The 20,163-nt window shown below is 40.9% G+C and carries 17 protein-coding genes and 1 pseudogene; 13 read left to right on the top strand and 5 right to left on the bottom strand.

What is annotated here, in order from left to right; genetic code table 11:
- Positions 1-45: 45 nt before the first annotated feature.
- Positions 46-1,182, top strand: coding sequence for a DUF2515 family protein (locus JN080_RS17030; protein WP_256237185.1), 1,137 nt, complete (start codon positions 46-48; stop codon positions 1,180-1,182).
- Positions 1,183-1,272: 90 nt separating this feature from the next.
- Here the strand turns inward: JN080_RS17030 and JN080_RS30150 are convergent.
- Positions 1,273-1,470 (bottom strand): annotated as a pseudogene (locus JN080_RS30150) (IS4 family transposase); the annotation flags it as partial.
- Positions 1,471-1,805: 335 nt separating this feature from the next.
- Between JN080_RS30150 and JN080_RS17020 the strand changes: the two are divergent.
- The 12 genes from JN080_RS17020 (at position 1,806) to JN080_RS16965 (ending at position 16,558) form a co-directional block, all read left to right on the top strand.
- On the top strand, positions 1,806-2,465 hold the full coding sequence (locus JN080_RS17020; protein WP_256237184.1) for a TetR/AcrR family transcriptional regulator: 660 nt from the start codon (positions 1,806-1,808) through the stop codon (positions 2,463-2,465).
- Between the two features lie 469 nt (positions 2,466-2,934).
- Positions 2,935-3,426: an acetyl-CoA carboxylase biotin carboxyl carrier protein gene (locus JN080_RS17015; RefSeq protein WP_256237183.1), complete on the top strand. Its 492-nt coding sequence runs from the start codon at positions 2,935-2,937 to the stop codon at positions 3,424-3,426.
- Positions 3,427-3,441: 15 nt separating this feature from the next.
- The gene (gene accC / locus JN080_RS17010; protein ID WP_256237182.1) at positions 3,442-4,794 is read left to right on the top strand and encodes an acetyl-CoA carboxylase biotin carboxylase subunit; all 1,353 of its coding nucleotides are present in this window, start codon (positions 3,442-3,444) and stop codon (positions 4,792-4,794) included.
- Between the two features lie 17 nt (positions 4,795-4,811).
- The gene (gene accB / locus JN080_RS17005) at positions 4,812-5,351 is read left to right on the top strand and encodes an acetyl-CoA carboxylase biotin carboxyl carrier protein (protein WP_256237181.1); all 540 of its coding nucleotides are present in this window, start codon (positions 4,812-4,814) and stop codon (positions 5,349-5,351) included.
- A 33-nt stretch (positions 5,352-5,384) separates the two neighbouring features.
- A complete protein-coding gene (locus JN080_RS17000) occupies positions 5,385-7,541 on the top strand; it encodes a methylmalonyl-CoA mutase family protein (protein ID WP_256237180.1) in 2,157 nt (718 codons plus the stop codon).
- Positions 7,538-9,700, top strand: coding sequence for a methylmalonyl-CoA mutase (gene scpA / locus JN080_RS16995; RefSeq protein ID WP_256237179.1), 2,163 nt, complete (start codon positions 7,538-7,540; stop codon positions 9,698-9,700). Before JN080_RS17000 ends, scpA begins: the two co-directional genes overlap by 4 nt.
- The gene (gene meaB, locus JN080_RS16990) at positions 9,697-10,836 is read left to right on the top strand and encodes a methylmalonyl Co-A mutase-associated GTPase MeaB (RefSeq protein WP_256237178.1); all 1,140 of its coding nucleotides are present in this window, start codon (positions 9,697-9,699) and stop codon (positions 10,834-10,836) included. The genes scpA and meaB overlap by 4 nt, the downstream gene beginning before the upstream one ends.
- Before the next feature lie 14 nt (positions 10,837-10,850).
- On the top strand, positions 10,851-11,288 hold the full coding sequence (mce, locus tag JN080_RS16985) for a methylmalonyl-CoA epimerase (RefSeq protein WP_256237177.1): 438 nt from the start codon (positions 10,851-10,853) through the stop codon (positions 11,286-11,288).
- 61 nt (positions 11,289-11,349) lie between these two features.
- Positions 11,350-12,891: an acyl-CoA carboxylase subunit beta gene (locus JN080_RS16980; protein ID WP_256237215.1), complete on the top strand. Its 1,542-nt coding sequence runs from the start codon at positions 11,350-11,352 to the stop codon at positions 12,889-12,891.
- A gap of 159 nt (positions 12,892-13,050) precedes the next feature.
- Complete coding sequence (locus tag JN080_RS16975) at positions 13,051-13,236, top strand: hypothetical protein (RefSeq protein ID WP_256237176.1); 186 nt, start codon at positions 13,051-13,053, stop codon at positions 13,234-13,236.
- Positions 13,237-14,290: 1,054 nt separating this feature from the next.
- On the top strand, positions 14,291-15,826 hold the full coding sequence (gene mqo / locus JN080_RS16970) for a malate dehydrogenase (quinone) (protein ID WP_256237175.1): 1,536 nt from the start codon (positions 14,291-14,293) through the stop codon (positions 15,824-15,826).
- Positions 15,827-16,177: 351 nt separating this feature from the next.
- Complete coding sequence (locus tag JN080_RS16965; RefSeq protein WP_256237174.1) at positions 16,178-16,558, top strand: hypothetical protein; 381 nt, start codon at positions 16,178-16,180, stop codon at positions 16,556-16,558.
- Between the two features lie 111 nt (positions 16,559-16,669).
- Here the strand turns inward: JN080_RS16965 and JN080_RS16960 are convergent, their stop codons facing one another.
- The 4 genes from JN080_RS16960 to JN080_RS16945 form a co-directional block, all read right to left on the bottom strand.
- A complete protein-coding gene (locus JN080_RS16960; protein ID WP_305474132.1) occupies positions 16,670-17,260 on the bottom strand; it encodes a M15 family metallopeptidase in 591 nt (196 codons plus the stop codon).
- A 488-nt stretch (positions 17,261-17,748) separates the two neighbouring features.
- A complete protein-coding gene (locus tag JN080_RS16955; protein ID WP_256237171.1) occupies positions 17,749-18,744 on the bottom strand; it encodes an LLM class flavin-dependent oxidoreductase in 996 nt (331 codons plus the stop codon).
- Positions 18,745-18,762: 18 nt separating this feature from the next.
- Positions 18,763-19,047, bottom strand: a complete 285-nt coding sequence (locus JN080_RS16950) for a DUF3219 family protein (RefSeq protein ID WP_256237170.1) — start codon at positions 19,045-19,047, stop codon at positions 18,763-18,765.
- Between the two features lie 234 nt (positions 19,048-19,281).
- Positions 19,282-20,157, bottom strand: a complete 876-nt coding sequence (locus JN080_RS16945; RefSeq protein WP_256237169.1) for a hypothetical protein — start codon at positions 20,155-20,157, stop codon at positions 19,282-19,284.
- Between the last annotated feature and the right edge of the window lie 6 nt (positions 20,158-20,163).

Here is a 20,163-nt window from a genome sequence, read left to right as displayed (position 1 = left end):
AGTAACCAGGACCAATACAGTCAAAATGAACTTTGAGAAAGGATGATGCCGTTTTTGCTGGACTCTTTCTCAGATGTAAAAAAAGAATTGAAAAAAAAGATGAAAAAGAAATCTTCCGGCCTTCTGCCCTGTTTATCAGAAAATGATAAACAATGTATTCACCTTATAAGAGAACAGACGAGACAACTTAACCAAAACAATCTAACACGGACGCAAGCTTATTTTCAGTTTTACCTTCAGCACCCTGAAATACATTGGGCCCTTCTCGGACATATGGTATCGCGAAACGTCGGATGGAACATGACGGATTTAAAAGGGGAATTGCTGACAAAACTTCTGCCTGAAAGAGATCAGAAAGCTTTTTTTTCCTTTTTGGAACGAGGCAGTTGGTTGATTTTTCAAGATGTGTTTCCTCAATTTTTGGTTTATGACCTGAGTGTGAGGGGTAGCCAAGAAATGTTCCATCTTTTACCTTTTTTTTACACTTCCACCTTCATGGAAACGATGTGGCGTTATTTTTGGCACAGCGGGGATAGCTATACGTTGGCGATTGCGACGGTGATAAACGAACAAAGCTATTTGGAAAAAAGATTGATTCAAAATAATCATTTCAAAAAAACTGTAACCGGTACGGTCAGCTTCAAAATGTATGAATTTTTGCGACTCAATAACATTCTTTTTCCCTACTGTGCAGGGGAAAAAAGGGAGAAAACTTCACTTGCCGGCGCCACCTCACGATATTTCACTTCGCTCCACGAAAGAATTTTATTCGGAAAAAAATTATATTCGCTTCTTTTTCAGCGTGAAAAGATTCTGGAGGGGGTCTTGAAATGGGCGCATGAACACCCTCACACGGGCTCACGGAAAGATTATTGGCCTGATTTGTTTAATGATGTAAATGAATCTTTTCCCCGATCCCTTTATAAGCGACGGGTCAAGAATTGCGTGTTGAGAAAGGGCGCCGAGCGGCTGTACAGCCCGCCTTTAAAATATGCCTGGCCGAATACCCCTCATGAAGAGGCGAAGAGCGGAGATTGGTTTGAGGATTGGCATGTTCTGGATTATATTCATGAAGAAGTCAGTTTGAATGGAGAGATTTTAAATCATTATTGCAAAACCCTTGAAACAATTGAGCTTGCGGTTATGGCGAAGGAAGCCCTTCTGTTACGAGAAGAAGAATAATCATGAACGAGCGGTGGTCCTGACACTGTTCAAATGATGCCAGTGTAGTGTGGAATGAATAAATGCATAAATTGTCAAAAAATCCACCTAACTTTCAAGTGTCCGAAACCAGTTCTTGTTTTCAAAGATCAAACAAAAAATCAGTTGAAAAAGAAGACCACGAGAATAGCCAAAAGACTGTGTAATCCCAGCTTTTCTTAGATGTTTTAGCACCTTTAATCCTTTAAATGTTGATGTTAGTTCATTAGGTAGTTGCTTATTTTGACCCGGGAGGCACCTCTTCTGTATCGTTATGGTGATTCTCGACAAATCAACTATAACAAACGATGAGGTGTTTTTTCATGCCTATTTTTAATGTCAAGACTATATTTCAACTACTCTGAACTTTACAGCCATTTAAACTCATCATATTTTTTAAGGTGCGAAAGTTGAGTTAAGAAAATTTTGAAAAAAAAAAGCGGCCGTAATGATATGGTAGACCAACCCCGGACAGCATTTACAAAGCTTGTCGTTCCTTTGTAAATAGTGGCGCTATAACTTTTTGATTCGAAACTTTAAATTTTTAAATTGAAGAGTTTCTAAATAATAAGGAGGAATGGTAAAATAAAATAGGGTGAAGATGAATGATAAAAAAATCATTACGAGATCGAATTATTGAGACATCGCTCCGATTGTTTGAAGCACAAGGCTTTCACAGGGTCACTGTTGACCAAATTGTTAAAGAGTGTGAATCATCAAAAGGAGGATTTTATCATAATTTTAAATCAAAGGATGAACTGCTTTATGTGATCCATGATCAATTTATTTCCTATGTATTAGAAAAGGGGCAAGCAGCTTGCGAACAGTGGAATACGCCAACCGAGAGGCTCCACAATATCATTAAATCCTTTGTTACCATGATTGATTTGTACAAATCAGAAGTTACTGTTTTCTATCAAGAAAGTTCATATCTGGCTCCTGAATACTTTAAAAAAATAAAGGTAAAAAGAGACCAGTATAAAAAATTAATGTTTAAAGTCATTCAGGATGGGGTCGAGTGTGGGGAGTTTCGTAAAGAACTGCCGGTGCCAATCATTGCGATGGCGGTATTTGGAATGATCAACTGGATTTATAAGTGGTATAATAAAAACGGTCGGTACACAATCGAAGAAATTGCCGATATTTATGCCGATATTATTTTACATTCAATTTTAACAAAGGAAGCAAAGGAAAATCCTGATTTTTCGAAATTTTTTATAAGGTCCTATCCTGAAGATCTTAGTTTGGGAAATAACTTTTTTTAATGCAGTAGTTGGTTTGTCTAACGCATGCAATCTATTTGCGGTAATGGCGGACCAACTAGTCAGTCTTATTGAAATAAAGTATTGACTTTTTTGACTGAATATTGCAAAATAGGAACCAACTAGTCGGTGCTAACTGTTACAAAATTTAATATTTTTATAATGTATCAGGCAAAAATGTTAAAAACGACTATTTTAGCTTTTTTTGATAGCAATTTCGGACCAACTAGTCCGTCTGAATGTGTACCCGATTAAAAGGGAAGTGACAATTACTATTCCAGTCGGACCAACTAGTCCGTCTGTGATGAAAATCCCATTATATAAAAATAATTATGTATTAATCGTTTGGGACCAACTAGTCGGTTTGAAGCTTGAGGGACTGCTTTTATTAGAATTACAGTTTAAAGGAGAAATCAGAGTTTTTTTCGACACATGAAAAGTAAATGAAAAAACAGTAAAGGAGTGTCAATCGATGATAAAAATGCTTGAACTGAGAGAAATGATTAAATTAGTAAATAAATCTTCCATTCAGGAATTTAATTTGAAGAATGGAGGAGTAAGGATTTCGATGAAAAAGCCTCTCCCTAAAATTATTGACCAGCAAATGGTTGAAACTCCACAGGAAATGCTGCAAACCGCCTTAAACGAAGCGGCAGCTACGTTAGAAGAATCTATACCTGCTGAACCGGCAGTAAAAGAGAAGGTCAAAGAGCACCAATTGCACACAATTGTTTCGACTTTTATCGGAGTGTTCTCTTCTTCCATCAAACCAGGTGCAGAACCTTATGTAAAGGTCGGAGACAAAATAACATCCAACAGTATTGTTGGCATGTGCAACATGGAGGCGTTAAAGCTCTCCCATGAGATTCTATCGGATGTAGATGGGGAAATCGTTGAAGTTCTTGTAGAAGAAGGTCAATTGGTGGATTACGGGCAGCCGCTATTTATAGTCATGCCGGAATAAGGGGAGGAATTATTGATGTTTAAGAAAGTACTTATTGCCAATCGGGGAGAAATTGCGGTTCGTGTGATCCGTGCTTGTCGGGAGATGGGGATTCATACTGTTGCCGTCTATTCGGAGGCAGACAAAGAGTCCTTGCATGTAAAAATGGCGGATGAAGCCTATTGCATTGGCCCAACAGCATCGAAAGACAGCTATTTAAATATGACAAATTTGATAAGTGCTGCTTTACTATCGAATGCAGATGCGATTCATCCCGGCTATGGTTTCTTAGCAGAAAATGCAGATTTTGCAGAGTTTTGTACCGAGTGCAATATTACCTTTATTGGACCTGCTGCTGAGGCAATCAATAAGATGGGGGAAAAAGCGGTTGCTAGAGATACGATGAAGCAGGCAGGCGTTCCTACTGTTCCTGGTACAGAGGGGTTAGTCGAGGATCTGGAAGAAGCAGTCAAGGTCGCAAATGGAATCGGTTACCCTGTTATCGTTAAGGCCACTGCTGGCGGCGGCGGAAAGGGAATGAGGGTAGCTAACGATGAAACCGAACTGAGAAAGGCCATCCGGCAAGCGCAGAAAGAAGCTGAAACCGCTTTTGGGAACTCGGGTGTTTATATCGAGAAGTATTTGGAGGAGCCTCGCCATGTAGAAATTCAGATTATTGCAGATAAAATGGGGAATGTCGTTTACCTTGGGGAACGGGATTGCTCAATCCAGCGGCGCCATCAAAAACTAGTTGAAGAAGCTCCATCACCGGCCCTTAATCAAGAACTAAGAGAGCAAATGGGAAATGCAGCCGTCGCAGCAGCTAAATCTGTTAACTATCACGGTGCAGGGACCGTCGAATTCCTTTTGGATAAACATGGACAATTCTTTTTTATGGAGATGAATACCCGCATCCAGGTAGAGCATCCCGTTACGGAGATGATTACAGGGGTCGATTTGATCAGGGAACAGATTACTGTAGCTGCAGGCTATCCACTGTCTTTTCAGCAAAGCGATATAAGGATAAACGGTTGGGCGTTAGAATGCCGGATTAATGCAGAAAATCCGGCAAAGAACTTTATGCCGTCACCAGGTAAGGTTGAAATGTACCTTCCCCCAGGTGGATACGGTGTAAGAGTGGATAGTGCAGTCTATCCGGGTTATCAGATTTCTCCATTTTATGATTCGATGGTGGCAAAAATCATCGTTTGGGGAAAGGACCGTAATGAGGCCATTCAACGGATGAAACGCGCTTTATCAGAGTTTGAGATAAGCGGTATTAAAACAACGATCCCATTCCATCTTCAATTATTAGAGCATGAAGCTTTTGTCAATGGTGATTTCAATACTAAATTTTTAGAATTGCATTCTATCAAAATAGAAGACTAATAAGGAGAGAATGAAAAATGTGGAAGATGCATGAAATTAGAGAAATAATCAACCTTTTTGATGAGTCAGCCCTTCAGGAATTGGAAGTTGATTTGGGGGAAGCTGAATCGAAGATTTCTTTAAAGAAGCAAGAAGGCGCTTTAGCCAGTTTTGTAAAGATAGAACCACCAAAAGCTCAGGTATTGCCTTTAGCTGTTAAAGAAGCTCCAACTCCGGCGGAAAAGGAAATCTCAAAACCTGCATTTCAACCCTTTTCAGTTGAAACGAAACCTGTAAAAGAAGAGCGTCAAAAGCCAATCGATGCAGATGATCCAAGTTTATTTAAGATTGTTTCGCCAATGGTAGGAACATTCTATCAAGCTCCGGGTGTGGATGCAGATCCGTTTGTGAAAATCGGTGATAAAGTCGAGAAATCGACCGTCGTATGCATATTGGAAGCGATGAAGCTATTTAACGAAATTGAAGCAGATGGTAACGGTGAGATTGTTGACGTGTTGGTTGAGAATGGCCAGTTAGTTGAGTATGGTCAGCCGCTCTTCCTTGTGAAAACAGAATAGCATGAAAGCTTGAAGAAGAGAGGGGGATAACGGATGTTAAAAGTTGATCAAAAGCAAGAATTAAGTGAGGAAAACCGGTTATTCAGCGAGTTTCCCGTCCCTACGTATCAAGAGTGGCGCAAAGCAGCGGAAAAGTCATTAAAAGGCGCCTCTTTTGAGGAGAAGCTTGTTTCGAAAACATATGAGGGTATTTCTCTGCAAACGATGTATCGGCAGGAGGATATTGAGGGGCTTTCACACCTATCTTCACTGCCGGGAACAGTTCCTTATGTGCGTGGAACACGCGCATTAGGTTATCAGGAAAAACCTTGGGAGGTATGTCAGGAGCTCGTCTATAGTACAGCTAAAGAATTTAATGAAGCCGCTAAACATGATTTAAACCGCGGCCAGACAATGCTCAACCTTGTTCTCGATCAAGCCTCTGCCTTAGGACAGGATCCGGATCAAGCCCTGCCGGAAAAAGTAGGGAACGGGGGAGTATCGATTAGTTCCTTACAGGATCTAAATCAAGCCTTAGAGGGAATCGACCTTGAACATACTCCACTTCTTATTCAGGCAGGTTGTGCAGGATTACCGATCTATAGCATGCTTGTTAGGCATACTCAACAGAAGGGAATGGATATAAGCAAGCTGCGCGGTTGTGTGGGTATGGATCCGTTAGGAACACTGGTAAAAGAAGGGACGATCCCGTTTTCGCTGCAGAAAGCTTATGAATTAATGGCAGACCTTACCTTATGGGCAAATAATGAAACCCCGGAATTAAAAACAATTCTGGTACAGGGAGATCCTTTCCATAATGCAGGAGCGAATGCTGTTCAAGAGCTGTCATTTGCGCTTGCTTCCGGTGTGGAATATGTTCGTGAAATGCAGGAAAGAGGATTGTCTATTGAAGAGATTGCACCGAAAATGCTCTTTTCCTTCTCGATCGGCTCCAATTTCTTCATGGAGATCGCCAAGCTTCGTGCCGGACGTTTACTTTGGTCTAAAATCATTGATGTGTTTGGGGGAAATGAAGAAGCACAGAAAATGACAATTCATGCCCGGACATCATTCTGGACCAAAACCGTGTACGATCCGTATGTCAATATGCTTCGTGGTACGGCGGAAGCTTTCGCTGCCATTATTGCCGGCGTTGATAGTCTTCATGTCTCGTCTTTTGATGAAGCAGTTCGGCCGGCAGATGAATTTTCGCGCCGAATTTCCAGAAATACGCAAATCATACTGGAAAAAGAAGCACACCTATCGAAGGTGGCGGACCCGGCAGGCGGCTCCTGGTACATTGAATCTTTAACCGATTCTCTTGCTAAACAAGCTTGGGAACAATTCCAGCTTATTGAAGGGAATGGCGGGATGTTTAAGACGCTTGAGAGCGGTTATGTACAAGCCCAAATCAAAGAGATCGCAGACCGGCGTTTTGTGAATATCGGACGGCGCAAAGATAAATTTGTAGGAACGAATATGTATCCAAACTTGAGCGAGCAAAAGCTTTCAGAGCATGAGGGGGATCGGGAATCTGCCTATCAATCCCGATGTTTAGAGGCATGTTCGTCCCGAAAATTAACGGATGGATTGAAAAAGGAAACATTGCTTAATCGATTGAGAACTACTAGAGAAGAAATCGTGGATACCTCACTAAAGGCGGTCCATGCGGGTGTCTCTTTAGGTGAATGGGTTCAGGCTGTCAGCGAATCAGATGAGGCTCCTCCGACAATTCAAGCATTAAATCTGCATCGTGGAGTAGAACGCTTTGAAGTTTTACGGCAAAAAGCTGAAATTTTTAAAGAAAATAACGGCTCCTATCCGAAGGTCTTCCTTGCCAATATAGGGCCGATTCCACAGCACAAAGCGCGGGCAGATTTTGCGAAAGGATTTTTTGAGACGGGCGGCTTTGAAGTGATTTCCAATAACGGATTTGACACCGTAGATCAAGCGGTTCATGCTGCACTGGAATCCGGTGCTTCCGTTGTTGCAATCTGTTCGAATGACGCCGTATATCCCGAACTAGTCCCACTGTTGGCGCGGGAGCTTAAACAGGAAAATCCTGAAATTACCCTGTTCGTAGCAGGGCTTCCAAATTTAGAACATATGGAACTTTATAAACAGGCCGGCGTGGATGAATTTGTCCATTTGCAATCAAATTGTTATAACGTGCTGTTTGACCTTCAACAGCGGAAAGGAATTGGACGATGAGAAGAAATCCGGATTTTACAACGATTACCTATACAGGAAACTCTCAATCTTCCAGCGCAAAGCCAATGGATCATGCTGCTATAGACAATTATAAATGGAAGACGATGGAGCAGATTGATGTAAAGCCAGTTTATGAAAATAAAGACTTGTCTGGGATGGAACATCTTGGGTATGTTGCCGGGATTGCTCCATTTTTGCGTGGGCCATATCCGACAATGTATGTGACAAAGCCATGGACAGTTCGTCAATATGCAGGATTTTCTACAGCCGAAGAAAGCAATGCGTTCTACCGCCGGAATCTGGCTGCAGGGCAGAAAGGGCTTTCAATTGCTTTTGACCTGGCTACACACCGCGGCTATGACTCCGATCATCCTCGTGTAGTCGGGGATGTAGGAAAAGCCGGGGTTGCCGTTGATTCGATTCTGGATATGAAAATTTTGTTTGAGGGCATTCCGTTAGATAAAATGTCTGTTTCGATGACAATGAACGGAGCGGTTCTTCCTATTCTGGCATTCTACATCGTTGCCGCAGAGGAACAGGGTGTTCATCAATCACAGCTGACCGGAACGATTCAAAATGATATTTTAAAAGAATATATGGTACGGAATACGTATATTTATCCTCCTGAAGCTTCGATGCGGATTATCGCTGATATTTTTGCTTACACTTCACAGCACATGCCGAAGTTCAACAGCATTAGTATTTCCGGTTATCACATGCAGGAAGCGGGAGCAACTGCGGATATTGAATTAGGCTATACGCTGGCGGACGGATTGGAATATGTAAGGACCGGATTAAAAGCTGGCATCGATATCGATTCGTTTGCACCACGTTTATCTTTCTTCTGGGCAATCGGGATGAACTATTTTATGGAAGTGGCCAAAATGCGGGCGGCCCGGATGATTTGGGCAAAGCTTATCAAACAGTTTAACCCGAAAAATGAAAAATCGATGGCTTTAAGGACGCACAGTCAAACCTCCGGCTGGAGTCTTACGGAGCAGGATCCGTTCAATAATGTGACAAGAACCTGTATTGAAGCAATGGCAGCGGCATTAGGGCATACCCAATCGCTTCATACGAATGCACTGGATGAGGCGATTGCCCTGCCAACGGACTTTTCAGCCCGGATTGCCCGCAATACCCAATTGTTTTTGCAGGATGAAACAGGGATCTGTAAAGTGGTTGATCCATGGGGAGGATCCTATTATGTAGAATCACTTACCCAGGATTTAGTCAATCGAGCCTGGGCACATATACAGGAGATTGAAGAACTTGGAGGTATGTCGAAGGCAATCGAAACAGGCTTACCAAAGATGCGGATTGAAGAAGCTGCGGCCCGCCGCCAGGCTCAAATTGATTCGGGGAAGGAATCGATCATTGGTGTAAATCAATATCGTTTAGATAAGGAAGATCCGCTTGAAATTCTCGAAGTAGATAATACTGCGGTGCGTGAAGCACAGATTCGGAGATTAGCAGAATTGCGGGCAAACCGTGATGAAGCTGTAGTCAAATTAACACTTGATGCCATTACCAAGGCAGCTGAGACAGGCGAAGGAAATCTATTGGCTTTAGCAATTAAAGCAGCAAGAGCAAGAGCGAGCCTTGGGGAAATTTCTGATGCTTATGAAAAGGCAGTCGGCCGCCATAAGGCTGTCATTCATTCCATAACCGGAGTATACAGTGCGGAATTTGGCGAAGGCGAACAGGTAGCACACGTAAGGAAAATGGCTGATGACTTTGAAAAACGGGAAGGCAGACGCCCAAGGATTATGATTGCCAAAATGGGACAGGACGGACATGACCGCGGGGCAAAGGTCATTGCTACAGCATTTGCTGATTTGAGCTTTGATGTCGATATTGGTCCTTTATTCCAAACACCGGAGGAAACCGCAATGCAAGCTGTAGAAAATGATGTCCATGTTGTAGGGATGAGTTCCTTGGCTGCAGGTCATAAAACATTATTGCCACAGTTAATAGAAGAATTAAGAAAGCTTGGACGTGAAGATATCGTTGTGGTTGTGGGCGGTGTTATTCCGGCACAGGATTATGAATTCCTAAAGGAGAATGGAGCGGCAGCAATTTTTGGACCGGGTACAGTGATACCTTCAGCAGCGCAAAAAGTACTCGAAGAGATCAACCGCCGTCTTGAGGACGAATGATGGATAAAAATGAGAAAAAACCGGAATGGGTACCTGAAGGCGGGGGATCTGAATTCGCTTCTCGTGTGCTGGAAGGGGTTACAGGGGAACATTCTGAACTGCCAGACTGTTTAAATCGTTCAGCACCGCCATCTCCGCCAAAAAGGCGCCGGTTATCTATAAGTGACTATGTTCAGGGGGTACTTTCAAAGAACCGGACAATCATCGCACAAACGATTACTCTGGTTGAAAGTAATAATGCGAAGCATTTGGAAACAGCACAAGAAGTGTTGAAGCAGCTGCTTCCCTACACCGGAAATTCGATACGGATCGGAATTACCGGTGTTCCCGGTGCAGGAAAAAGTACATTAATAGAAGCGTTGGGGACAATGCTTTGTGAGCAAGGGAATTGCGTCGCGGTGCTGGCGGTTGATCCGAGCAGCACGGTTACAGGAGGCAGCATTCTTGGAGACAAGACAAGAATGGACATGCTCTCACGGAATCCAAATGCCTTTATTCGCCCTTCGGCTTCTGGAGGAACCCTTGGCGGGGTAAACCGGAAAAGCAGGGAAACGATGCTTATATGTGAAGCAGCCGGGTTTGATGTCATTATTGTTGAAACCGTGGGGGTTGGGCAAAGTGAAGTAACAGTACGTTCAATGGTTGATTTCTTCTTATTGGTTATGCTGACGGGCGGCGGAGATGAACTTCAAGGGATAAAAAAGGGTGTCATGGAGCTGGCTGATGCGATCCTTGTTAACAAGGCGGATGGAGAAAATAAACAGCGTGCATTAACAGCAAAGGCTGAGTTTAATCGAATTCTACATTATTTACAGCCGATAACAGAAGGATGGTTTCCCCAGGCCTATACATGCTCGGCATTAACGGGTGAAGGGATTGCGGAAATGTGGCAGGTCATTCAAGATTTCCGCAGCAAAACATCTGAATCAGGTATGTTCAGTCAGCGGCGCCGAAAGCAGACCATTGATTGGATGTACACAATGGTAGAGGATTACCTGCGAACAAGCTTCTTTAACCATCCGGAAGTGAGCAGATTTATCCCGGTGATTGAAAAGGCATTGGTAAACGGTGAAATGTCGGCAACCATGGGTGCGCATCAATTATTGAAAACGTTTGAGGATATTAGAACGATATAGAGAGGAAGAAGAAGATGCCGGTTACACCACCAAAGCAAATTGCGCATATCGGGATTGCGGTAAAGGATTTAGAAAAGTCAGTTCAATTTTATACTGAACTGCTTGGATTAACTTTTCTCGGTTATGAAACGGTTGAAAGTGAGAAGGTTCGCACAGCATTCCTCCAAATAGGAGAGACCCGGCTGGAACTTTTAGAAGCAACCAGCCCGGACAGCCCGATTGCCCAGTTTATTGAGAAGAAAGGGGAAGGAATTCATCATATTGCCTTACAAGTGGATAATTCAATCGAACGCTTAGAGTTCCTGAAGGATCAAGGAATCAAGTTAATCAACGAAGTACCAAAACAAGGAGCACACGGCAATTTGGTCGCATTTCTTCACCCGAAATCAACAAACGGGGTATTGCTGGAATTGTGTCAGCCTCAATCACATGACAATCTAACTGAAAAATAGAATTATAAATTGCATTTGCAGAAGATTAATAGAAAGCCGGGTGAGTAACACTATGAGTACCATGTATGAAAAGATAAATGACTTAATGGAAAGAAAGCGTAAGGTAGAACTTGGCGGTGGGGATGATCGAATTGATGCCCAGCATGACCGCGGCAAACTCACAGCCAGAGAACGAATTGACCTGCTGTTGGACGAGGATACATTCGTCGAATTAAATTCGTTTATCCATCATCGTGCAACCAACTTTGGGATGGATAAGATGGAGGCCCCGGGTGAAGGCGTGGTCACTGGCTACGGTAAAATTAATGGCCGTCTTGTTTATGTGTTTTCCCAGGATTTCACCGTGTTCGGGGGAGCACTTGGTGAAATGCATGCACTGAAAATCTCTCGAATGATGGACTTGGCAGCCAAAAACGGTGCACCTGTAATCGGTTTAAACGATTCCGGCGGTGCCCGGATTCAAGAAGGGGTAGTATCCCTTGACGGTTACGGTGACATTTTTTACCGCAATGCGATTTACTCAGGTGTTGTTCCGCAAATCTCTGTTATTCTTGGACCATGTGCCGGCGGCGCTGTTTATTCCCCAGCCATTACAGATTTTGTGTTTATGGTCGAACAGACGAGTAAGATGTTTATTACGGGTCCTAAGGTAATTGAAGCAGTAACGGGTGAAAAAATTTCTGCGGAAAATCTCGGCGGTGCAAAGGTTCACTCCAGTATAAGCGGTGTTGCCCATTTCACAGCAGAGTCTGAACCGGAAGTATTAGATCAGGTAAGAAAGTTAATAAGCTATTTGCCACAAAATAACATGGAAAAACCGCCAGTGATGGAGGCGGAAAAAGATGATGGCTGGAACGATGAATTGGTAGATCTTGTACCGGTTGAAGGTACTAAAGTTTATGATGTGATCAAGGTGATTGAAGAGGTACTTGATGACGGTGACTTTTTCCAGGTTCAAGCGAACTTTGCAAAAAATATTGTTGTCGGTTTCGGAAGAATTGATGGCCACAGTGTTGGGATTATCGCGAATCAGCCGAAAGTGATGGCAGGAGGTTTAGATATTAACTCTTCCGATAAATTGTCCAGATTTATCCGCTTCTGTGATTCTTTTAATATTCCATTAATTACATTTGAAGATGTTACGGGATTTTTTCCAGGGGTAAATCAGGAGCACGGCGGCATTATCCGACACGGAGCAAAAATCCTTTACGCTTATTCGGAAGCGACCGTTCCGAAGATTACCGTCATTCTAAGAAAAGCATACGGCGGTGCCTATGTTGCCTTGAATTCAAAAGCAATTGGAGCAGATGTGGTTTACGCCTGGCCGAATGCTGAGATTGCCGTTATGGGACCAGCGGGGGCGGCGAATATTATTTTTGCAAAAGAGATTGACCAAAGCGAAGATCAAGCCGCAACCAGAGCCCAAAAAATCGAAGAATACCGCGACAAGTTTTCAAATCCTTATGTAGCTGCCTCAAGGGGAATGGTTGATGATGTCATTGATCCGCGTGAGACACGGAAGAAGCTTAAGGAATCTTTGGAAATGCTCCGTAATAAGAAAGAAACAAGACCAATGAAGAAGCATGGGAATATCCCATTGTAAATGGATTCTAAAGTCCTGGTATACATTTGAGAGTCTCGGAGACTTTTATCTTTTAAAAAGAAATTACTTTTTAAAAAGGAAGACACTAAACCAATGTTAGTGTCTTCTTTGTGCGCTAGGAGCGCTTCGGTCTAATAGGTGGAAGACCCTAATGAATTTGTGAATGAAGATAAAAAGGTTTACTATACTTCTGAGGAAATTGATTCATTAGGATCCTTTGAAGAATTTGAAGGAGTTAAAGTTGTACTTCCATGTTCTGAGGCATATAAAAAGTTATTAAAACTACCACAAGAGGAGTACTCTGTTGAAAAAGGTAATCCAATAAGTGATTTCTTTGTTTCCTAAGTACTTATACAAGGAAGTACAATCGTAGGTTATCTAATTGGGCAATATTATAATCAACAAAATGACACTAAATTGTATTCAGTTAAATCAAATGAAATTTCTAATTTCCTAGATAAAAACCCGGTAGTAAAACAATCAGGTTTTATTAATGCTCGGCTGGGTTTAAGAACAAACAAAACTACTTATGAAAAAACATACTATTTGAAAAGCTGTTTAACCAATCTATCTTTTAGGGATATTCCAAATCTCACCTCAAAGATAGATAATATTAATGATTTTTTTAATACAATTCAATGAACTTTCTTATTGTTTTCATTCTTAAAACTTGTTACTACACTCTTTGGAACAAGACTTGTATTTAGCAAGAACAATGGTGGGAGACTTATGGGATAAAAGGCTTGCTCTAATCACGTTTTTTTATTTAGTGATTTGTCCCTCTGATACCAGAACTAGAACTATATTCGCATTTACTAGAGAAGGTTACGATGTGACCTTCTCTTTTTATGTCCGCTTGGCAATGGGAATAAATAAAATTATTAGAAAACAAGGGTGTCAAAATAAATATTTATGATAAAAATTGAATTATTAGAAATAGCTTTCCATATTTTATCCTCTTGGTCCTACAAATTAAAATGATTTCCTAATATTTGGGTTATCAAAATATGAAAAAGTTCACCACTAAGTAAGTGTGCTATTTATATTTTTTTAAATATTTACAAATTCTTAAGATAATATTAATTGAATTATTGATTTTTTTATGCATATGGTAATGGTGAAACAAAGCCTCAACCCTTGCAGAATCTGGGTTAAGGACATGGTTTTTGTTGTTCACAAGGCCTTGTGGAAGGACTTCTCACTTTTCTTTTTGATAGCTTAGAACTATAATTATAGTAGAAATTTTTTAATTCTATAAAAAATAGTGTTATACTATAATCAATCATATTAAAATTGTTGCAGAATGGTGTATAACTTTGTCGTATCCTGGCTTGCATTGACACCTAAGCAGGAGCGCCTACCTTCTTTTTAAAAATCATAGGGGATAAGGATGGGGAAAATGAGTAACAGTCAAACTAGTACAGACGTTATCTTAATTGGTGCCGGTATTATGAGTGCGACTTTGGGAACATTGCTGAAAGAATTAGTACCGGACTTAAAAATTACAGTATTTGAGAAGCTCGCAAACGCAGGAGAGGAAAGCTCTAACGTATGGAATAATGCTGGAACGGGGCATTCAGCACTGTGCGAGCTTAACTACACCGTTGAAAAACCGGACGGATCCATAGATATTAACAAAGCTATAAAAATTAATGAGCAGTTTCAGGTTTCAAGGCAGTTTTGGTCTTATCTTGTAAACAGAAATCTGATACGTAATCCGCAGGACTTTATCAAGCCACTGCCACATATGAGTTTAGTACAAGGGGAAAAAAATGTAACGTTTTTGAAAAAACGTTTTGAAGCGCTTTCGAACAATCCATTGTTTCAAGGGATGGAATTTTCCGATGACCCAGGAAAACTGATGGAATGGATTCCACTTATTATGAAAGACCGTACATCGAATGAGCCTATAGCAGCAACAAAAACTGACTCTGGAACGGATGTTAACTTTGGCGCTTTAACGTGCATGCTTTTTGACCATTTAAAAAATAAAAACGTTGATATCAACTATAAACATAAAGTTGATGATATTAAACGTACTAGCGGCGGCTTATGGGAATTGAAAGTGCGAAACGAAAGCGGTCAAGTCGAACGTCATACTGCAAAATTCGTCTTTATCGGCGGCGGTGGCGGGTCCTTGCCTTTGCTTCAAAAAACTGGTATTCCTGAAAGTAAACATATTGGAGGATTCCCAGTAAGCGGACTATTCTTAGTATGTAACAATCCAGAGGTAATAGAGCAGCATCATGCAAAAGTATACGGCAAAGCTAAAGTTGGTGCTCCTCCAATGTCTGTTCCGCATCTTGACACGCGATTTATCAATAACAAAAAATCATTGCTCTTTGGACCGTTTGCCGGATTCTCACCAAAATTCTTAAAAACAGGTTCAAATATGGATTTAATTGGTTCCGTAAAACCGAATAATGTCATAACTATGTTAGCGGCAGGTGCAAAAAACATTCCTTTAACAAAATACCTGATCCAACAACTTATGTTATCGAAAGAACAGCGTATAGAAGAGTTACGCGAGTTTATTCCAACCGCCAAAAACGAGGATTGGGATATCGTGGTAGCGGGCCAACGTGTACAAGTTATTAAAGATACAGAAACTGGCGGCAAAGGAACGCTTCAATTTGGTACGGAAGTTGTGAGTGCAGCTGATGGCTCGATCGCTGCATTGCTCGGCGCTTCACCTGGTGCTTCTACCGCTGTTTCCGTCATGCTTAATGTAATCAAAAAGTGCTTCCCGGAACATCTAAAAGCGTGGGAACCGAAAATAAAAGAAATGATTCCGTCTTATGGCGTATCACTATTGGAAAACCCAGAGCTTATCCAAGAAATTCATACTTCAACTGAGCGAGCGCTTGGTCTAAGAGAAACCTTGCCGGTACAGATGGAGGACCGAAGCGAATTATTGGTAGGTACGGGTGTTTAAAGCTATAACCGATAATGAAACGACTTAAAGATTCAGGCGTATATATTATCATAGAATACGAGTTCTACTATTCTATTGAAAAAGGGCTTCTCACTCTGTGGGAAACCCTTTTTCTATTTTGATTAGGAGAAAAACGATGCGAATATATAGTATGGTCTATAGTTACCATATTGTAGTAATTTTAAAAGTAAGAAACCATCGAATGTGTTTTTACTGATTACAAAGGAGAAGCTTAGTATGAGTAGGACACCCTTAAGAGGGAATTAAGTTGTTTTTATTCATATTAATGAAGGAGTTAAAAATGGATAAACTAGGTAAAAGTAAAATTAAGAAAAGGGGATAAGATAATCCATGGAAGAAGTAAGCTTAGAAGAATTTATCAGCAGCCTTGATCCATCCTATCGAGCGGTATTTGACCTTTTGGAAGATAAAACCTTAATAAATTTTGCAAAAAGTATTATTCCCATTATGAAAGATAAAGGGATAACTGCCGAAACCATCTTATTTGATGAAGAAATTAAGGATCAAATTGACACAATCATTGACGGCAACGCTGATAAACTTCTTGCCATTGAAACATTACTTAAAGGACTTGAATACCTAGAAAGTTCCTTAGAATCTTTTAAAAGTAAGGAAAGTATTTCTAAGCTTGAAGATACAGCACCTAAAATGGTGACATATTATATGATTCACTATATTCTTTCAAAAAAATCAAATAAAAACATTCTATAATGCTAGATCAAATCGATTGCATATTGGCAGCTGTTGTTTGCAGCACCAATTTGCAAATGCCAATCTGATGAATAAACTTTGAAACTATCAATACTAAGAAAGTAATGCACTTCAGTGGGATTCCGCTACCAATGATGATTCATCGGGTCTTTGTCCATTCTGCAGGTCAGCAATTGTCAACCCAAAGTCCATTTGCAGATGGGGATAATCTTTAAATTTAGCCCAATCTCCGCCCCATGTAAACCCTACTGACTTTGCGATTTCCACTACCTCGGTCCAGTCGGTCCTTCCATTTTTATTGCCATCATATTTCCTATCCCAAATGACATTTCCAGAAGGGGTCTTAAGTGCAAAATCAACAGCAAGTCCATAATTATGATAGGATTCTCCTCCTTGTGCATTGGTGACAATAGTTCCCTGTGTGGTACGTCCTTGTTCATAAAGGCGGTTCTGCTCCTCCACACTGCGGAAGCCATTTGTAATCACGACAACAATGCCTTTTTTTGCTGCCTGTTGGATCAGTCGGTTGCTTCGCTCCTTGACAACCGGATCAAGGTCGGTTGGTAAAGGCACAGCTTGATTTTTGTTTGTGTCATTAGCAGGAGTAGGGTCCTTGTAAAATAATATGAAAATAGTGACTAGCCCGAGACTAATTAGAAAAAATGATAGTCTGTTCCATTTTCGTTTCCTTTTCCGTTTCATGTGGCACATTCCTCTCGTCTTATGAAAATCCCTTTATTTTGTAAGACAACAAATCGAGACTCATCGTTATAAGAATACTATTTAAGCCAGACATATTTTAGGTGAATGGGAAGCCTGGCTTTAGGTGCACTTCCTGTTTAATAAGGAGTTCCGAATAATGCTCCGGATTGTAAAGTTTCCATCATAACTTAATATACTATCTAATTTTACACCATTTAAGCTTTTCGTCATCATGGTTATCTCCTTTTTTAATGCAAGACATTAGTAAGGATAAACCTTTAGTAATTCTTAAATACTATAAAACTTAAAAAAGGTCATTAATGTTATTTACAAGTGTGACTGTATAGAGTGAAAAAATGGTGAAAAATAACATAATGGAATTTATGAACTTTGGTTTATGAAAAGGCTTGGATAGTATTAAAAATAGCCCCCATCCATCATGGTTGGGGGCTTCATAGAAGGAGATAAACTGATGTGGGGTGAAAAATTCATGAAAGCATTTCTGCTGCGATTAGCTTATACGATTCAATGCGGTCCTTTGGAGAGTGTGTAATCGTCACGATCATGATTTCATCCGCTTTATATTTAGCTTGTAACTGGATAAGTTTCTTACTTACTTCCTTCGGATTCCCAATGATCATATGTTGCTTCATTTTTGCTAATTGTTCTTTTTCTTTTTCGTTCAGTTCGTATTTCTTCGCTTCTTGGATAGAAGGAACAGATTGCCCTTCACCTTTTTCTTTTTGCAATGCCCAGAAAAGGGAACTTAAAGCAATTTCATCTGCTTTTTCAGCAGTTTCCGCACAAATCACGGAAACAGTTACCAATACTTGAGGAAATTGCCCGTTTTTCTTGGGTTGAAAGGCATCTAGATACTGCTGGATGATCGCTGCTCCGTCCTGCTCGCTCATGAACTGCCCAAATGCATATGGCACGCCATTTTCAGCAGCAAGCAAAGCACTTTTTTTACTTGTTCCAAGTATCCACGGCATCGGTGTATCTTGCGGGATTGGCGAGGCCGTCACTTTTGAATACTCGTGATCATCAGGAAAATCATGATTGATAAAATGAAGCAGGTCTTCTACTTTGGTTGGCATTTTCCATACCTGTTGTAAAAAATTATCGGATAAAGCGTTAGTTGCTTCAGCTGACCCACCCGGTGCACGCCCTAATCCGATATCAATGCGATTCGGATACAATGTAGCCAGCATATTAAATACTTCAGCCACTTTATATGGTTTATAATGCGGCAATAATACAGCCCCGGAGCCGATGCGAATCCGTTTTGTATGCGCTCCAATATAGCTAATCATCACTTCAGGTGCAGAACAGGCGAGTCCCGGTAAATCATGATGTTCTGCAATCCAATACCTTGTGAATCCAAGCGCTTCTCCGGCTTGAGCTAACTTCATCGATTCATGGAGCGCTTCGTTAGCTGTTTGATTGGAAGAGATTGGCGCTTGATCCAATATGCTTAATTTCACCACACCATGCCTTCTTTCTTATTTCTTGGCTTCAAGCAAACATAAATTAAAATCTCCAACTTGGCCTTTTTCATATAAGTTCGTTACAGAAGTGGAATAATGCTGAATACTTCCTCTAAATGCTAAGCCAGTTTCGGGAACTTTTACATCAAAGCTTCCTCCGTATAACAGTGTTGTAACGTCATGATATTCTTCACTGGTCACTTTAAAATGAATAGAGATTTTAAGCAAACCGTTCTCTGTCTCTTCTTTATAATCGTCTACCTGAATCGGTGTATCATTTAAGATTACTTCTCTTACCAAAAAATCGTCCCCTTTTTATGTTTATATAGAAATAATATCATTTGAATCCACCATTCTTCCATCCACCAGTATCGTACTCTCGGCAAGCGTCTTTTTCCTCTACCTACTATGTACATCAAATTCTCATTTCATAATCACGGGGACGGTTCTTGTGCGTACTTTTGTCGAAAAGTTAGCGCAAGAACCGTCCCCGTGAAGCGTGAAGTGACGATTTTTTTATGAAGAAAAAGCTAATCAATCATTCAGGATGCCGAGGCATTTGAGAATTGGTCCGTTCTTTGGAATATTCATGATAAAATTTTTTGCTCTCTGTGGGAAAATGCCTATTGTCACATACCAATACCAAAACAAATCACTTTTTTGTTTTCCAATGGTTCCGTCCATTATCATTCCAGGTACGATCAGATCATCTGGCAGTCCTTTTATGGAATAGGATTGCTTTGTTTTTAAATCCATCAAAATAACCGAGTCATCGAGGACACTCGTTACCTCATATATGCCGCCCAATTTAATAGGACATTGGTTAAATTGCTGATTGACTTTTTCAAAATCTTGTGAGGGATTATAGTCTTCGTGGTGAATTCGGGGATAGTCCCTGAGAAAGAGGGAATTCAGCAGTTTTTCACATTTTTGCAGTTCGGGAAAAGCGATCAAGGCATATTCTTCAACGGCGGGATACCAAGAGGTACCTGCTTGTTTATCAAGCCAACGGACAAACTTCAATAATTGTCCAATAAAATTTTCCGTTTCGTTGTTATTGGGTGAAATATTCATTGTATGGGGATAAAAAGTAAAGATCAATTCTTCCCAAAAAGAAGGCTGGCATTGTTTCCAAGAGGATGGGCAGTTATCTTCCAAACATTCTGACATAAACTTTGCTATAATTCGGAGAAACTCGTTGCGGGCTTGATCAAAGGGTTTTAGCCGTTTGTAGGTAATGAAATCCTTTCCGTAATATTCGAATAACCCTCGGTGCCTCATGTCAAATTCCGAGCTTGTCGCCAGGTCCCTTAACATTTGTTGGTGTTCCTCGGGACTGTTAAACGGGATCATTCGAACGCTGATCTGTGGCATCATTTCAGGACCAATACTTCTTGTTTTTTTCTTCATAAAACC

The organism is Bacillus sp. EB600, assembly GCF_024494385.1.
In the GTDB taxonomy this organism is placed as follows: domain Bacteria; phylum Bacillota; class Bacilli; order Bacillales; family Cytobacillaceae; genus JAEVLT01.
Note: the sequence above shows the minus strand (reverse complement) of the source record. Positions and strands in the feature narration are given on the sequence as shown.

Bases quoted from the DNA above. Each gene is read 5' to 3' on its own strand.
- mqo (WP_256237175.1), top strand. From the start codon at position 14,291: ATGAGTAACAGTCAAACTAGTACAGACGTTATCTTAATTGGTGCCGGT.
- meaB (WP_256237178.1), top strand. From the start codon at position 9,697: ATGATGGATAAAAATGAGAAAAAACCGGAATGGGTACCTGAAGGCGGG.
- JN080_RS16960 (WP_305474132.1), bottom strand. From the start codon at position 17,260: ATGAAACGGAAAAGGAAACGAAAATGGAACAGACTATCATTTTTTCTA.
- accB (WP_256237181.1), top strand. From the start codon at position 4,812: ATGTGGAAGATGCATGAAATTAGAGAAATAATCAACCTTTTTGATGAG.
- mce (WP_256237177.1), top strand. From the start codon at position 10,851: ATGCCGGTTACACCACCAAAGCAAATTGCGCATATCGGGATTGCGGTA.
- JN080_RS17000 (WP_256237180.1), top strand. From the start codon at position 5,385: ATGTTAAAAGTTGATCAAAAGCAAGAATTAAGTGAGGAAAACCGGTTA.
- JN080_RS17020 (WP_256237184.1), top strand. From the start codon at position 1,806: ATGATAAAAAAATCATTACGAGATCGAATTATTGAGACATCGCTCCGA.
- JN080_RS17030 (WP_256237185.1), top strand. From the start codon at position 46: ATGCCGTTTTTGCTGGACTCTTTCTCAGATGTAAAAAAAGAATTGAAA.
- JN080_RS17015 (WP_256237183.1), top strand. From the start codon at position 2,935: ATGATAAAAATGCTTGAACTGAGAGAAATGATTAAATTAGTAAATAAA.
- JN080_RS16965 (WP_256237174.1), top strand. From the start codon at position 16,178: ATGGAAGAAGTAAGCTTAGAAGAATTTATCAGCAGCCTTGATCCATCC.
- JN080_RS16945 (WP_256237169.1), bottom strand. From the start codon at position 20,157: ATGAAGAAAAAAACAAGAAGTATTGGTCCTGAAATGATGCCACAGATC.
- JN080_RS16980 (WP_256237215.1), top strand. From the start codon at position 11,350: ATGTATGAAAAGATAAATGACTTAATGGAAAGAAAGCGTAAGGTAGAA.
- accC (WP_256237182.1), top strand. From the start codon at position 3,442: ATGTTTAAGAAAGTACTTATTGCCAATCGGGGAGAAATTGCGGTTCGT.
- scpA (WP_256237179.1), top strand. From the start codon at position 7,538: ATGAGAAGAAATCCGGATTTTACAACGATTACCTATACAGGAAACTCT.